The organism is Acinetobacter nosocomialis (assembly GCF_041021905.1).
Lineage (GTDB): Bacteria > Pseudomonadota > Gammaproteobacteria > Pseudomonadales > Moraxellaceae > Acinetobacter > Acinetobacter nosocomialis.
This window is the reverse complement of the sequence record NZ_CP157432.1, coordinates 787,056-802,429: the sequence shown is the minus strand read 5'-3', so window position 1 is coordinate 802,429 and position 15,374 is coordinate 787,056. Positions and strand designations below refer to the sequence as shown.

The window sequence follows — 15,374 nt, the reverse complement described above, 5'->3', positions numbered from 1 at the left end:
GGCCTTTGAATACACCAAACACAAAATTAATCCCGCCAATTGTACCTGATTTCTAATTTCGCATGCTAGTTGAAGCGTCTTAGTCTTTTGGATGATTTTCCAATCAAAAGTGTTGTTCTATGTCTTGTAGAGGGGGTTTCACCGCTTATAATCGGTTTATTTGATAGTTTTCTTAGTTGTAATGATTTTTTTCATTTTTTGATTTTTAATATTATTTGCACAATTGCTCAATCGGTCAAAATAAACACCTTACTTTTTTATAATATTAGACTGTTTTTTATTGTATTCATCTTCCCCTCTGAATTATGATGAATGTTTAATCATGCATTAATATTTTATTACTCTTGGATAAGAGTGTTTATCATTAAGGGCAGCTGATGCCATACTCACTTCGTGAATTTTCATTTTCTTCTTCCCTGAAGTTTTTTTTCCTATTTACTCTCATTATTTCAATATGCTGCTTTATTGGAATTGCATCTCGCCCCCTTAGTTTTCTTGCATTTTTCTGGCCTGCTAACTCCGTATTTTTAGGTCTACTCATTCGATTTCCGCAAACACGACAAGTCGGTAGTTTTGCAGGAGCTTTTATCGGTTACATGATTGCCGATTTAGTTAAGGGCACTCCTCTTTTTCTCACCCTTATTTTAACTGCCTCAAATTACCTATATGTCGTCATGACATTAGCACTTGCAATGTTATTTGGCCGTTATATAAAAGCTGCCTATCGAGGCTATTCTTACTTGGTTTTATTTGCTCTGTGCGGTATTGGTAGCATAACCGGTGCTTTTTTTGCAGCAACTTTTGTACCGATGTTTAATACCAAATTTATGATTGGCAGTTTTTGGGCTGAATTTGGTTATTGGGTCACATCAGAACTTCAAAATGCCTTACTGTTATTGCCAATCATTTTAAATTTCCCTCCTTATCTTAAAATAAAAAACTACATTAAAGGTAATCAAGTATATGTAAAGGCTGTTGATTTTCTGCCTTTATTGGCTGTCCTCATTTCAATAGCTGTCAGTTATTATGACTCAGGTCCAGGTTCCCTACTCTATCCAATTGCCGCATTAATCTGGTGCGCTATACGCTATAAACCCATCATTGTGGCTCTCATTACCTCTTTTACGAGTGCGTATATTATTTATCATGTCTCTGGTCATTATTTATTACTGTATCCACAAGATTATTTAAGCAATACTATTTCTATCCGTATAGGGCTAATCATGATGACCATTGCACCACTTACTGTTTCCAGTATTAGTGCACTTCATTCTGAATTAATTCAAAAATTACAACATGCTATTGCCCATGATGAACTCACATCGAGTTTAACTCGACGTCAGTTTTTACAATCGGTTCGTTTACTCCAAGAAAAAGTACAAAAAGAACATAAAACCTCTGCATTTTTTATGTTGGATGTCGACCATTTTAAAAAGGTGAATGACAGTTATGGTCACTTGATTGGTGATAGAGCCTTACAAACCTGTGTAACCACCATACAAAATATTCTGCACCCTCATGATTTACTGGGTCGTTTTGGAGGTGAGGAATTCGCAATTTTTATTCCTGACACGACTAAAGAAGCTGCTTTTGAACTTGCAGAAAGAATACGCATTAAAATTAGTCAGCAACCAATATATGTTTATGGCAAATTACCTATTTTTGTACAGGTCAGTATTGGCATTAGCTTATATTCTCCAAACTACCACCGATCTATTGAAAGCTTGTTTAAAGAAGCAGATGACGCACTCTATCAAGCAAAGCGCCAAGGACGTAACCGAGTTTTTATTTCTTTGTAATATTTTAAAGTCATCATCTAGTGTAATGAATTTTATACAATAACTTCTGTTTTGCCATGTATGCTAATAACAGATAATAAGGAGAAAAATGTATGAATCTAGAATATACGCATAAACCAGACTATTACTTGTTTGCACAATTACTCGTGCGACATATAGAAAGCTATATTCAAAAACACCCAGATGCAGATAATGCCATTTTTGACTTGCGAGATGTCTATGAAATTTTTAGACAAGATTTCGCGTCAACCACAACAAATCTAGAAGGCATTTTACATATTGCGGATTCATATAGAGTTGAAACTTTGAATGGAGACCAGCCTCTTATTCAAAAATATCAAATCGATGCTAAAAACAATTCGCTGTTAATTGACTTTAATACAGATGCGCTAAACAGTTTAAGAAGCGGGAAACCAATTTTAGAACCTGATGCCACTCAATTATAAATAAACCAATAAAAAAGCACCTTATGCAGGTGCTTTTTTATTTGCCTTTAATGGCGGCTGTTTAAAACGATGTGCTGGCCACGTCATGATAAAACGTGCGCCTCCCAAGCTTGGGCTTTCATCTACTTTAATTTCACCACCAAACCAATAAGCAATACGGCTTACAATCGAAAGTCCTAAACCATACCCACCAGATGCACGTGTACGGCTATCATCTAAACGTGCAAAGGCTTCAAATACACGTTTACGATCTTGTTCAGGAATACCGGGACCATCATCTTCAACACAGACAAAAGCCATGCCATCGCTGTGAATACCGCCAGTAATACGCACTTTGTTATCACAATAACGAACAGCATTACCTACTAGGTTTTGTACAACACGGTGAAGGTAACGACGCTCTGCATCTACTTTCACATATAAAGGTGGTGGAATGAGTTCAATTTCTTTCTGTGTTTTTAACGCTTCGGTTTCAACTGCAACCTGATCCAACACTTCAAAGAGTACAATTTCTGCAAAATCTAGTGAAGGTGTACCCTGCTCTAGTTTTGCGTAAGTCATGATTTCATCAATTAAGGTATTGAGTGCTTCAATATCTTTATCAATCATGTCGACCTGATGCATACGGTGATTGTAGTCATCTTCTTCGGCTAACATTTCTGTACCAAAGCGAATACGTGCCACAGGCGTTCTGAGTTCATGAGATACCGCTCTCATTAACTCACGTTGAGCTTCGATCAAACGCTGAATATGATCAGACATATTGTTATAACTTGAAGCCAAGTTAGCCATTTCGTCACTTCCTTCAATCGGAACACGCAATGACAAATCACCCGATTTCATACGGTTTAATGCATAACGCACTTGTCGAATTTTGCGCTCTAGCGGCAAAATCAAACCGTAAACACCCAAACTTAATAAGAATAAGCTAAATAAGGTAATACCCGCAGAAAGCTGTAAAGGCATCCAGTTAAACATTGGAACAGGACCCAACACTAACACTTGTGCAGGATGATTCGGGATTGGAGAGACAATCGAAATGGTCGTACCACGTACTGTTGCACTATCTTTATACAACATGACACTTTGGTCTTGGCGTAAACGCCCAATCTGTTCAGAGTCCAGATTTACATCTTGAATGTTTTGAATATTGATTGGATATGAAAAGTGTTTTTGAATCTTGGCAAGGTACTCTTGTTCCTGCCCCGGATAAAACATTAAGTAGTCGAGTACAAAAATAGGAAGAGCCTTCATTTGGCGTTCACTAATTTTGTCGACTTTTATAGATAAGTAATGTTGTGGGTCGTCACGCAAACCAATAATGACATACGCAATGCTATTACTGGCATCGTAACGAACAACAGATTTTTGTGCTTCAATCCGCTTTTTCTCGGTTCGAGACAATTCAACCTTACTTGCATCAGTATAGTAAATTGGAAGTTCGAGCAAATCAGATGCATCAGAAATCCAATCTATCTTTTGCTGCTTCCCAGGTTGTCGAGCGACCCCTTCACTAATGACATAAGAAATACCATCAGTTAAAGATTCTCGGTATTCTTGTGCGCGTTGGTAGTTGATAATTTGTACCAGTAAATACCCAAAAACAGCCACCAAAACAACAAGAATTACCAGCCCCGCATATATTCGCAGGAATATACTGTGTTTAAACACTCGACCAACCTTATAGGAAGTTTAATCAGATTTTACAATCCATTGGTTTCTTTAACAAACAAGTAACCTTTACTACGTACAGTTTTAATACGTTTTGGATTTTCAGGATCATCGCCAATTTTTGGACGAATACGTGAAATACGTACATCGATTGAACGGTCTTGACCATCGTATTCGATACCACGTAAACGCTCGAAGATATCTTCACGCGATAAAATACGACCAGCGTTTGATGCAAGCAACCATAACAAGTCATATTCAGCACTTGTAAAGTCAACAAGTTCACCGTTTAACGTTACAGAGCGGCCGCCATTATCGATGACTAGGTCGTCAAACTCGATACGTTGAGCAACTTCATCTTCAACAGTTTTATCTGTGCGACGTAATAGTGCACGAATACGCGCTAATAATACACGTGGTTGAACCGGTTTAGCGACATAATCGTCTGCACCCATTTCTAGACCAAGTACTTGGTCCATGTCTTCAGTACGTGCAGTCAACATCAAAATTGGTTGATGGTAGTGTGGACGAACTTCACGACAAACGGTTAAACCATCTGCACCCGGCAACATGACATCCAAGACCACAAGATCTGGTTGTTCACTAATAATACGACGAATTGCACGGTTACCGTCAGTTTCTACACCAACTTCCAAACCGTTGCGGATTAAATATTCTTGAGTTAATCGCGCTAAACGCTCGTCGTCTTCAACGATCAGAATCTTTGGTAACTTTTCTTCTTGGCTCATATCATTGCCCCTATAAATCTCATTACATGCATCTTAAAAATCTTGCAGATACATTCGTTTATCATTTGCAATATACACACGTTTACATTGTAAACAAGTAGGCGTTCACCAAACTGATACATGACAACCATGTTTTGTTGCATTTTATTAACCTTTGAATTTTCAAGTATTTTTGATATCTGTTTATTATTCTTATATGTCATAATCTATTCATATTTCCTATGTATGAATATTAAACAAATTATTTCTTAGATGAATTTAAATTCACTCAAGTGTTTGTTTTTTGAGTTATCCACAAAGTTATCTATAAGTGTTTTTTCATAGCTTTGGTATGCTATCTCCCGACAAATCATACAGATAAAAAATTACTAAAAAGTCAAGATTGATCTAGCTTAAAAAATCCCGTATCTTGTGTTGAAAATAAACTTTAACTACTAAGTCTTGTGTTTATTCCTCAAATATCGTGGCATGTTTTTTGCTCGGTTCAAACGGTCTATGAACATAACAAAAGTGACAATGGAGCTATGCTGGCATGAGCGTAATTACTTCGACTCCTGGTCAAATTCAGGTGATTAAGCGTACTGGAGATGTTGCTGCATTTGATGCAGAGAAAATTTCTGTTGCGATTGGTAAAGCTTTTCTTGCTGTGGAAGGTCAACAGAGTTCGGATTCAAGCCGTATTCATGACCGTATTACCCAGTTGACGGAAATGGTATTAAATACTTTTAAACGCCGTTTACCATCGGGCGGTACGATCCATATTGAAGAAATTCAAGATCAAGTAGAACTTGCTTTAATGCGTACTGGGGAACAAAAAGTTGCCCGCGCTTATGTAATTTACCGCGAACAACGTGCTAGCGCTCGTCAGCAAACAAATTCACACCACCACCCTACCTTGCAAGTTACTGATGCAAACGGTCAGCTTCAACCACTTGATTTAAGTGCACTGAAAGCAACTGTAAATAGAGCTGCTGAAGGCTTAGAAGGTATTGAGGTTGAAGCAATTATCGATGAAACCGTTAAAAACTTATATAACGGCGTAAAAGAAAGCGATATTGCAACAACCATGATGATGGCAACACGTACACGTATCGAACAAGAACCTAACTATACATACGTAACTGCGCGTTTGCTTCGTGATGAGTTGGTCAGCACTGGTTTAGCATTCTTAGGTTTACCGGCAGATACAGCTGAAAATAATGCACTTGAAGCATTCTTGAATAAAGGTGTAGAGCTTGATTTGCTTTCACCAGACTTGCTTAAGTTCGATTTAGAAAAACTAGCAGCAGCAATTCAGCCTGAACGTTCTAACCAGTTTACCTACTTAGGTTTACAGACTCTATTTGACCGTTACTTCATTCACTCAAACGGCGTTCGCTTCGAATTACCACAATTATTCTTCATGCGTGTGTCAATGGGTCTTGCACTGAATGAGCAAGATAAAGAAGAGCGTGCAATCGAGTTCTATAACTTGTTGTCTAGCTTTGACTACATGGCATCTACGCCTACCCTGTTTAACTCAGGTACATTACGTCCACAGCTTTCAAGTTGTTACTTAACAACGATTGGTGACGACCTTTATGACATTTATGGTGCAATGCGTGACAACGCGATGCTCTCTAAATGGGCAGGTGGTTTAGGTAACGACTGGACACCTGTACGTGCCTTGAACTCTTATATTAAAGGTACAAACGGTAAATCTCAGGGTGTTGTTCCGTTCCTTAAAGTTGCGAACGATACTGCTGTTGCGGTAAACCAAGGTGGTAAGCGTAAAGGTGCGGTATGTGCGTACTTAGAAACTTGGCACTTAGACATCGAAGAATTTTTAGAACTTCGTAAAAACACAGGTGATGACCGTCGTCGTACTCATGACATGAACACTGCAAACTGGGTTCCTGACCTATTTATGCAACGTGTGTTTGAAGATGACGAATGGACACTATTTACTCCATCTGAAACTCCAGACCTCCACGATTTAACTGGTGCTGAGTTTGCTGAACGCTATGCATACTATGAGTCTGTTGCGAAAGAACAGAACATGTTGCACAAGAAAGTACGTGCGAAAGACTTATGGCGCAAAATGCTTTCTATGTTGTTCGAAACTGGGCATCCTTGGATCACGTTTAAAGATGTATGTAACTTACGTTCACCACAACAACACGTTGGCGTAGTTCACTCATCTAACCTATGTACTGAAATTACGTTAAACACTAACCAAGACGAAATTGCAGTATGTAACTTAGGTTCGATCAACCTTGTGCAACACGTTAAAGGCGGCGTATTAGACCGTGAAAAGTTAGCGCGTACGGTTAAAACAGCAGTTCGTATGCTCGATAACGTTATCGACATTAACTACTACGCTGTACCACAAGCGAAGAACTCTAACTTGAAACACCGCCCTGTTGGTATGGGTATCATGGGCTTCCAAGATGCGCTTTACGAAATGGGTATGGCTTACGGTTCTGATGAAGCTGTGAACTTTGCTGACGAGTCAATGGAAGTGATTAGCTACTATGCAATCCAAACTTCAAGTGACTTGGCTGTTGAACGTGGCGCTTACTCAACATTCAAAGGTTCATTGTGGGATCAAGGTATCCTTCCAATCGACTCTTTAGAAATTGTTGCTAAATCTCGTCCAGAACGTATGTTCGAAGTTGACCGTACTCAACGTTTAGACTGGGACACTTTACGTGCCAAAGTTCAAAAAGACGGTATGCGTAACTCAAACGTAATGGCGATTGCTCCAACTGCAACCATTTCAAACATTTGTGGTGTTTCTCAGTCTATTGAGCCAACATTCCAAAACTTATATGTGAAATCTAACTTGTCTGGTGAGTTCACTGTTATTAACCCTTACCTTGTTCGTGCATTAAAAGACCGTGGTCTTTGGGACACAGTAATGGTTAACGACCTTAAACACTTTGAAGGTTCAGTACAAAAAATTGCTCGTATTCCTGAAGAATTAAAAGCAATCTTTGCTACTGCGTTTGAAGTTGAGCCACGCTGGATTGTTGATGCTGCATCACGCCGTCAAAAATGGATTGATCAAGCACAGTCTCTTAACCTTTACATCTCTGGTGCAAACGGTAAGAAACTTGACATCACTTATAAGATGGCATGGTTACGTGGTCTTAAGACGACTTATTACCTCCGAGCTTTAGGTGCAACTTCTGCTGAAAAATCTACAATTAACACAGGTGCGTTAAACGCGGTTAAACCTGCAACTGTAGAAGCGGCAGCACCTGCAGCAGCGCCAGTAGTAGAAGCGAAAAAGCCTGAAGCAGTTGAAGAAGACGGCTTTACTCAAGCAGCTCCGGTTCCTATGGCTTGTTCAATCGACAACCCAGATTGCGAAGCTTGCCAATAATATTCAATAAAGTTGCTCTTTAAACAAAAAGAGCAATTTTAAACGAGGTAAAGATTATGTTTTCTCATCTCAGCCATAACTATATGCTTGGTGTTGGAATCTTAATCTTTGCCTTTATTTTCTTTTATACGCCTATGGTTTACGCCTTTTTTAAAATCCGTAAACAACAGCGTAAGCAAAATAAGTTGTAGGGATGATGGACCAAAGGCCCAAAATTTGGTCATACATCGATAAAACTTAATTTTGTTTACACATTATAAGCGTATAGTAGTGACATCTTCGTTTAGAGATGTCGAACATAGATATATACAACGAAGAGAGAACAACAATGTCTATCCTTAGTTGGGACGATTTTGAAGATGATTCGCAAAAACCGGCTGCACCTGAACACAAGTCTGCGCCCATCCAACCGGAAAAAACGTCTGATTCGCAGAATGTATCTGCTGCGCAGCCATCATCGCAGAGCGTGGCAGCTCCACAATCCGCTGGAACCCATTCCGTGCGATCAACAAATCCAACCGATTCAATGGCTCGAGCATCTGAAGCCTTAGAACATTTGGATGTTGCTCCTGGCCTGGAAGAGTTAGAAATGGGCGCGCAACGCGTTCAAGTTGACGACAAAGCCATGATTAACTGTCGCGCTGACTTGAACCAGCTTGTGCCGTTTAAATATGAATGGGCTTGGCAGAAGTATCTTGACGGGTGTGCAAACCACTGGATGCCGCAAGAAGTGAACATGAACCATGACATCGCACTTTGGAAGTCTGAAAATGGCTTAACCGAAGATGAGCGTACTATTGTTATGCGTTCTTTAGGTTTCTTCTCGACTGCGGACTCTTTGGTTGCGAACAACTTGGTATTGGCGATTTACCGTCACATTACTAACCCTGAATGCCGTCAGTATATTTTGCGTCAAGCGTTTGAAGAAGCAATTCACACTCACGCTTACCAATACTGTATCGAATCTTTAGGTATGGATGAAGGCGAAGTCTTCAACATGTATCGCGAGATTCCATCAGTTGCACGTAAAGCAGCTTGGGGCTTGAAATATACTCAATCATTAAGTGACCCTACTTTCCACACAGGTACGCCTGAAAACGACCAACGTTTACTTCGTAACTTGATCGCGTTCTACTGTGTACTTGAAGGGATCTTCTTCTACTGTGGCTTTACTCAAATTTTGAGTATGGGTCGTCGTAACAAGATGAACGGTGTTGCTGAGCAGTTCCAATACATTTTGCGTGATGAGTCTATGCACTTGAACTTTGGTATCGACATGATTAACCAAATCAAGATTGAGAACCCTCACCTATGGACTGCCGAGTTCCAACAAGAAGTCATTCAAATGATTCTTGAAGGTACGATGCTTGAAATCGAATATGCTCGTGACACAATGCCACGTGGTGTATTGGGTATGAACGCAAGCATGATGGAAGAATATTTGAAATTCATCTGTAACCGTCGTTTATCTCAGTTAGGTTTACCAGAGCAATTTGCTGGTGTAACTAACCCATTTGCGTGGATGTCTGAGATGATGGACTTACGTAAAGAGAAGAACTTCTTTGAAACTCGCGTAACTGACTACCAAACTGGTGGTGCGTTAAGCTGGTAAGTTTAATTTAGCATTTGCAATAAAAAAGCCACTCCTCTTGAGTGGCTTTTTTATCGCGAGTATTTTTAAATTTGATTTTAAATAATATTAAATTATTCACTATATAAATATGTCATTTTCACTTAAATAGAACTTTCTTCACATTAGGAACAAATAAATAAAGGCTTCTTAATTTAAAAACAATAATACTAATACCAAAATATTTTATAGATAAAAACTAATAATATAAATATATAAAAAACTCTTGTTTTTAAAAAACTTTTACAATTAAAACTAGGCGTCGGCTGACCCGCTTTTGCTTTTAAACGAATATAAACTCAGCCGACGAGCTAGATATACCAAATTATTTCAATAAAAACCAACATCAATACTATTATTTTACAAATAAAAATAGAATATTAATTAAAAAATTCAGAAAACAAATATATATAATTTAAATATTTGTTTTATTTAAAGAATAACAAACCATTAAAAATTAAATTAAATAATTAAAATAGAAACAAAGAGCTATCAAATTAAAACCACCATAAAGAAGTAAAATTATTTTTATTTCAATAATATAGATTATGTTTTATTTTATAATTTAAATAAAAATATATTATTTAAAAATTATAAAACCTTATTAGGCTACCTCATATTTTGTGTTTAAAAATGTTATTAAAAATAACTCTATTTTTTATTTTATTGATTTTAAATATATTTAGATATGCTTCACATGACCAGTGACAGATTACACATCTTGACACCAAATAGTAAAAAATTAAATACTCTTTACCAATTATGTGCACAGAAGCACATAATCAACAAATAGTAATAAAAATATCTCAAACAAATCACATGGAAATAGATTATGTTAATTAAAAGTATTTTATCTTCGATTACTAAGATTATCCCACTTCCTGAAAATACTAACACAAGCAGTAGTTTAGGTAACGGCTCTGGTGACGGCCTACTGAACGGAATATCTTCGGGAAATGGTGAACACAACTATGGTATAGGAAATGGTATTGCTCATGACGCCAGTATTACTGTCCCAATTACCATACCTCTTAACCTCTCAGGCAATTCAATTACACTCATAGGTAATTCATCTTCAAGTTCAGTTAACACGTCACCAACGACCACTTCGAATACAGTTCATGACAACGATGTAATAAATAATGGTAATGGTTCCACTTTAGGTGCCGGTACAGGAAACGGTTCTGGCGATGGGCTTTTAAACGGTGCAGCTTCAGGAAATGGTGAACATAATTATGGTATTGGTAATGGCATTGCCAACGGTGCAAGTATTACTGCGCCACTCTCCATTCCTCTTAACCTAGCGGGTAATTCCATTACCTTAATCGGTAATTCATCCTCTAACTCAGTCAACAATTCTTCAACCAATACCTCAAATACTGTTAATAGTAACGACACCACATATAACGGTAATGGCTCGGGTGCAGGTAATGGTTCAGGCGATGGCTTGTTAAATGGAATTGGCTCTGGAAATGGTGAGCAAAATTACGGTATCGGAAATGGTATTGCCCAAGGTTCACATGTTACAGCCCCAATCACTCTTCCCCTGAACCTGTCTGGCAATTCAATTACATTAATTGGTAACTCATCTGCTAGTTCAGTTAACACATCACCAACAACTACTTCTAATACCGTTCACGACAATGACACAACCAATAATGGCAATGGCACGGGTACAAGTGGTGTAGGCACGCTTGGCAGTTCTGGCAATGGCTCAGGTGACGGCTTGTTAAATGGAATTGGTTCTGGAAATGGCGAGCAAAATTACGGTATCGGAAATGGTATTGGTAATGGCGCTAACATTACCTCCCCAATTACCGGAGTTTTAAACCTCTCTGGAAACTCTTTTACTTTAATTGGTAACTCTTCTTCTAGCTCAATCAATACTGCACCAACAACAACTTCAAATACTGTAAACGACAATGACGTGAAGAATAATGGAAATGGTGCAAGTGGTGTAAATGCACTTGGTGGCTCTGGCAATGGTTCAGGTGATGGCATCGGCAACGGCTTAGCTTCTGGCAATGGTGAACATAACTATGGTATTGGCAACGGGAATGGTAACGATGTAAATATTACTGCCCCACTGACAGGTGCGCTAAACTTTTCAGGTAATGCTTTTTCACTGATTGGCAACTCTTCTTCTAGTTCAATCAATACTGCACCAACAACAACTTCAAACACTGTAAACGACAATGACGTGAAGAATAATGGTAATACTGGAAGCACATTAGGTACTGTTGGAAGTTCTGGAAACGGAACTGGTGATGGCTTACTCAACGGTGCAGCATCGGGTAATGGTGAGCACAATTACGGCATTGGTAACGGAAACGGTAACGATACCAACTTTACGTTTCCCTTCACTGGCGTACTTAACTTTTCTGGAAATGCGCTTTCAGGTTTCGGTAGTTCAACAAGCCACTCGTTAAATATTGCTCCAACCACCACAACCAATACAGTCAATGATAATGACACCATTGTTAATAGTAACTCTGGTGGACTGGGTAGTTCTGGTAATGGCTCTGGCGATGGTCTATTAAATGGCGCTGCTTCGGGCAATGGCGAACACAACTACGGCATTGGTAACGGTAATGGCGAAGGTGCAAACTTCACACTTCCATTTACTGGTGGTTTAAATATTTTGGGTAATGCTTGGTCTGGTATAGGTGGGACTTCAGCTCAGTCTATAAATATCTCACCCACCAACGCTTCAAATACAGTCAATGATAACGACATCACCCATAACGGTAATGCATCAGGTGGTGTGATTGGCTCTGGTGGTTCAGGCAACGGCTCTGGTGATGGCCTATTAAATGGCATTTCATCTGGCAACGGTGAACACAATTATGGCATTGGTAACGGTAATGGCGATGGTGCTGATATTACTGCACCTATTACCACACCAATAAATATATTAGGAAATTCCTCTTCATTGGTTGGTGGTGAAGGTACAGGCGATATTTTAAGCCCTATTACCAATGTCATTGGAGGTATTGGCGGCATCGGTGGCGATCTGGGCGATAACCCGCTGACAGGAATTATTCAAAGCGGCATAGATGTTTTACAAGGTGCTGAAAGCCTAAAAACCAGCCTGATCAATGGCGGTATTGATACCATTGCAGGAACGATTATTGGCGCATTCCCTCAGGCAGAACACCCTGTCGGTGATTTTGCAGACCTAGGCAAACTGCTTTTTGAAACTTCTCGTGATAGCGTCAACGGTACACTTGAAGCGATTTCAGACCTTGCTGGAGCCGATCTAAATGGTGCGCATAACTCAATCAGTGGCGTACTTAATACCCTAATTGCCAACGGTTCTTCAGCTTCAAATATTATTCAGCATATTATAAGTGATGATCTTGTGGCTCAGCATGGCGATCTGTTCGGTCCGATTACCAATATTATCGGCGGTATTGATAATGGAAATGACGGTTTCCTAGGTGGCCTTAATGATTTAATTAATATTAGTTATGGTGGTGCAGACAATAGTCAGCAAGTTGATGTAAGCGGTATTTTAGGGAATATCCTCGGCTCGGTCGGTTCAAATCAAGGTATTGCGGTGGGTGAACCTGACCCAACGGGTGGTAGTTTGATTCATACGATTTCACTTACCACACTAAATCAGTTAACTGACCAACTTTTACATGCTTTACCGACTGTTTAATTTATTGGTAAAGATATAAAACCTATAAAGCACCTTTCAAACTTTATGTTTGGAAGGTGTTTTTCATTAAAGAGCTTTTGACAGATACGCTCATGCGTATAGGCCATTAATCCAGATCTAAATAACCAAATACGGCCTTTTCAACTCGCTGCTGTAAATGATTTAAATCACTTTCCCCTGCTATGCCTGCCGCGTTAATCATTCCTTTGCTTAAAGCAATCACATCTTGCGCGACTGTCTGCGCTTGTGAAATACCAGAACGCATAAACAGGTCAGAAATTATAGTTTCAAGTTCGTATTGAAGTTCACTTTCCTCAACATCTTTCCCGATAAGTTCAGAGGCAAATTCAAGGGTTCGTGCCAACTGCAGACGGCTCAATTGATGTTGCACAGCAGCCTGTATGATCAGTTTTAGCTTTTCTTTTAAGTCTGCGGCTTGATGTTGTTTTATGGCTTCAGCGATATGATTTGAAAGTTGGGCGCGTTCACGTCGAATTAACTCAACTATTAAGGACTCTTTAGATGGAAAGTATTGATATAGGCTACCAATGCTTACACCAGCAAGTTCAGCCACGGCATTTGTGTTAAATCCAGCAAAGCCTAACGACTCTAAAATGCGAGCAGCCGCCTCTAAAATAGCTTCAAAGGTGGCCACTGAGCGTGCTTGACGCGGGCGTTTGCGTGGGTCTGGAAGTATTTCTGACATGGCCCGAAATGCGAGTATTTAATGTGAGTAATCACTCATATACTGACTGAGTCATATTGATATGACAAGAAAATCCTGTCTTTTCAATTGAGCTACAACTCGGCCCCGTCATGGAGTGGTTATGTCTAGAACCTATACTTTTTTTATTCATTTAAGAGCTTTGCCTGCTTGGTTGGCTTTAGCTCGTGAAAAGCGGGCTGAGTTTAGTACACAGAAGCTTGAGCCTATTTTTGAGAAGTACCCAACTGTAAAAGTTCGGTGGTATGACGTTGAAGCGTTTAGCACTAAAGCCAGTGATATTGCTGTGTTTGAGACAACATCTCTGCAAGATTATTATTTTATGATTGATGCAATTCGAGACTCTGAGTTTTGTACAGTGCCCTACTTTGAGTTTGTAGAGATTATTCCTGCAATTGAAGATGGGTATGTGGAGTATGAAAGTTCTTTGTAAAATACACATAACTTTTTATCAAACAAATAAAGCATTAAGCCAGTAATTTTATGGCTATGCTTAGTAATAGCCATTGTAAAATCTAGTTTTATTTCATTTTTTATATTTATTTAATATAGCTATTCTTTTTAAAAACTTGTTGAAAACTTAAAGGAATATTTTGCGTATTAGGAATATGCCCAAAGAAATGCTCATCTTTCGTTTGAAAAAAGATATCAAAGCTTTGACTCATATATGGATCGACATCACTTTGTTTTTGATAAATTGGTGAAATTCTATTGATATAATAATTGATCCAATCAACTTGTGTTGAAAATAGAGAATAATCTCTGAGATCAGAATAGAGCCTCTTCAAATTATCTGCAATCAAATCTACATTTGGATGAAACAACCAAATAATAATCTCCATGGGAGAAACTTTTTTCAGTGTATGCTGAGATGTTTTATCAAATCTTTCAATTTTATATAATTGCGCACCTTTTTGATCATAACTAGAGCAAAGTAGTTTTCCATTTTGAACTTGATCAAGGTTTTGACCTAATTCTAAGATACGTATTCTCTTAGAAATATCTAGACATTCAGGTAAAGCCATTAGTTTAGATTTTGCTATATTTTTAAAAATATCAACTGTTTGCTGAACAACGTATGACTCTCCAGTACCCGTAATAATACCTTGTTCCCAAGCATATAATTTAGAATCATTCGTAGTAGAAAATTCTATATTTGAATGTTTATTTAAAGTTACTCTTTTATTGTCAGCTGCAACAATAATGCTATCGTTTAATTGAATAGCTATGATGAAAGTCATACTTTACGTAAAATAACGAGACATTTGATATACGTTTATTTTAGGCTATATCAATGCAAAATTCTGAATATTTTTATAAAAAT

At 38.4% G+C, this 15,374-nt stretch carries 12 protein-coding genes; 7 read left to right on the top strand and 5 right to left on the bottom strand.

Features of this window, described 5'->3' with window-relative positions:
- Positions 1-377: 377 nt before the first annotated feature.
- Together ABLC00_RS03790 and ABLC00_RS03785 are read left to right on the top strand one after the other, a co-directional pair.
- Entirely contained in the window at positions 378-1,799 is a 1,422-nt protein-coding gene (locus ABLC00_RS03790; protein ID WP_033846719.1) for a sensor domain-containing diguanylate cyclase, read from the top strand.
- A gap of 92 nt (positions 1,800-1,891) precedes the next feature.
- The gene (locus ABLC00_RS03785; RefSeq protein WP_002050462.1) at positions 1,892-2,245 is read left to right on the top strand and encodes a hypothetical protein; all 354 of its coding nucleotides are present in this window, start codon (positions 1,892-1,894) and stop codon (positions 2,243-2,245) included.
- A 21-nt stretch (positions 2,246-2,266) separates the two neighbouring features.
- Here ABLC00_RS03785 and bfmS read toward each other — a convergent pair whose 3' ends face one another.
- The 3 genes from bfmS to ABLC00_RS03770 are packed head-to-tail and all read right to left on the bottom strand — an operon-like array spanning position 2,267 to position 4,868.
- Entirely contained in the window at positions 2,267-3,916 is a 1,650-nt protein-coding gene (gene bfmS / locus ABLC00_RS03780; RefSeq protein WP_004710386.1) for a sensor histidine kinase BfmS, read from the bottom strand.
- A gap of 32 nt (positions 3,917-3,948) precedes the next feature.
- A complete protein-coding gene (gene bfmR / locus ABLC00_RS03775; RefSeq protein ID WP_000076440.1) occupies positions 3,949-4,665 on the bottom strand; it encodes a response regulator transcription factor BfmR in 717 nt (238 codons plus the stop codon).
- Positions 4,662-4,868 carry a hypothetical protein gene (locus ABLC00_RS03770; protein ID WP_017393245.1) on the bottom strand — a complete coding sequence of 69 codons (207 nt, stop codon included), beginning with the start codon at positions 4,866-4,868 and terminating at the stop codon, positions 4,662-4,664. Before ABLC00_RS03770 ends, bfmR begins: the two co-directional genes overlap by 4 nt.
- Positions 4,869-5,197: 329 nt before the next feature.
- On the opposite strand from ABLC00_RS03770, the gene ABLC00_RS03765 reads away from it, so the two are divergent.
- The 4 genes from ABLC00_RS03765 (at position 5,198) to ABLC00_RS03750 (ending at position 13,326) form a co-directional block, all read left to right on the top strand.
- The gene (locus ABLC00_RS03765) at positions 5,198-8,032 is read left to right on the top strand and encodes a ribonucleoside-diphosphate reductase subunit alpha (RefSeq protein WP_033854323.1); all 2,835 of its coding nucleotides are present in this window, start codon (positions 5,198-5,200) and stop codon (positions 8,030-8,032) included.
- A 56-nt stretch (positions 8,033-8,088) separates the two neighbouring features.
- A complete protein-coding gene (locus ABLC00_RS03760; protein ID WP_002050433.1) occupies positions 8,089-8,223 on the top strand; it encodes a hypothetical protein in 135 nt (44 codons plus the stop codon).
- 137 nt (positions 8,224-8,360) lie between these two features.
- Entirely contained in the window at positions 8,361-9,644 is a 1,284-nt protein-coding gene (locus ABLC00_RS03755) for a ribonucleotide-diphosphate reductase subunit beta (RefSeq protein WP_004710391.1), read from the top strand.
- Positions 9,645-10,494: 850 nt separating this feature from the next.
- The gene (locus tag ABLC00_RS03750) at positions 10,495-13,326 is read left to right on the top strand and encodes a membrane protein (protein WP_033854642.1); all 2,832 of its coding nucleotides are present in this window, start codon (positions 10,495-10,497) and stop codon (positions 13,324-13,326) included.
- Positions 13,327-13,432: 106 nt separating this feature from the next.
- On the opposite strand, the gene ABLC00_RS03745 is transcribed toward ABLC00_RS03750, so the two are convergent.
- Positions 13,433-14,032, bottom strand: coding sequence for a TetR/AcrR family transcriptional regulator (locus ABLC00_RS03745; RefSeq protein ID WP_033846716.1), 600 nt, complete (start codon positions 14,030-14,032; stop codon positions 13,433-13,435).
- A 121-nt stretch (positions 14,033-14,153) separates the two neighbouring features.
- Here ABLC00_RS03745 and ABLC00_RS03740 point away from each other — a divergent pair, with 121 nt between their 5' ends.
- Entirely contained in the window at positions 14,154-14,483 is a 330-nt protein-coding gene (locus ABLC00_RS03740) for a darcynin family protein (RefSeq protein ID WP_033846715.1), read from the top strand.
- Between the two features lie 106 nt (positions 14,484-14,589).
- Here the strand turns inward: ABLC00_RS03740 and ABLC00_RS03735 are convergent, their stop codons facing one another.
- Positions 14,590-15,291, bottom strand: coding sequence for a hypothetical protein (locus ABLC00_RS03735; protein WP_033846714.1), 702 nt, complete (start codon positions 15,289-15,291; stop codon positions 14,590-14,592).
- Positions 15,292-15,374: the final 83 nt, after the last annotated feature.

Excerpts from the sequence above, each read along its gene's own strand:
- ABLC00_RS03760 (WP_002050433.1), top strand. The coding sequence starts at position 8,089 with ATGTTTTCTCATCTCAGCCATAACTATATGCTTGGTGTTGGAATCTTA.
- ABLC00_RS03740 (WP_033846715.1), top strand. The coding sequence starts at position 14,154 with ATGTCTAGAACCTATACTTTTTTTATTCATTTAAGAGCTTTGCCTGCT.
- ABLC00_RS03755 (WP_004710391.1), top strand. The coding sequence starts at position 8,361 with ATGTCTATCCTTAGTTGGGACGATTTTGAAGATGATTCGCAAAAACCG.
- ABLC00_RS03750 (WP_033854642.1), top strand. The coding sequence starts at position 10,495 with ATGTTAATTAAAAGTATTTTATCTTCGATTACTAAGATTATCCCACTT.
- ABLC00_RS03735 (WP_033846714.1), bottom strand. The coding sequence starts at position 15,291 with ATGACTTTCATCATAGCTATTCAATTAAACGATAGCATTATTGTTGCA.
- ABLC00_RS03785 (WP_002050462.1), top strand. The coding sequence starts at position 1,892 with ATGAATCTAGAATATACGCATAAACCAGACTATTACTTGTTTGCACAA.
- ABLC00_RS03770 (WP_017393245.1), bottom strand. The coding sequence starts at position 4,868 with ATGACATATAAGAATAATAAACAGATATCAAAAATACTTGAAAATTCA.
- ABLC00_RS03765 (WP_033854323.1), top strand. The coding sequence starts at position 5,198 with ATGAGCGTAATTACTTCGACTCCTGGTCAAATTCAGGTGATTAAGCGT.
- ABLC00_RS03790 (WP_033846719.1), top strand. The coding sequence starts at position 378 with ATGCCATACTCACTTCGTGAATTTTCATTTTCTTCTTCCCTGAAGTTT.
- ABLC00_RS03745 (WP_033846716.1), bottom strand. The coding sequence starts at position 14,032 with ATGTCAGAAATACTTCCAGACCCACGCAAACGCCCGCGTCAAGCACGC.
- bfmR (WP_000076440.1), bottom strand. The coding sequence starts at position 4,665 with ATGAGCCAAGAAGAAAAGTTACCAAAGATTCTGATCGTTGAAGACGAC.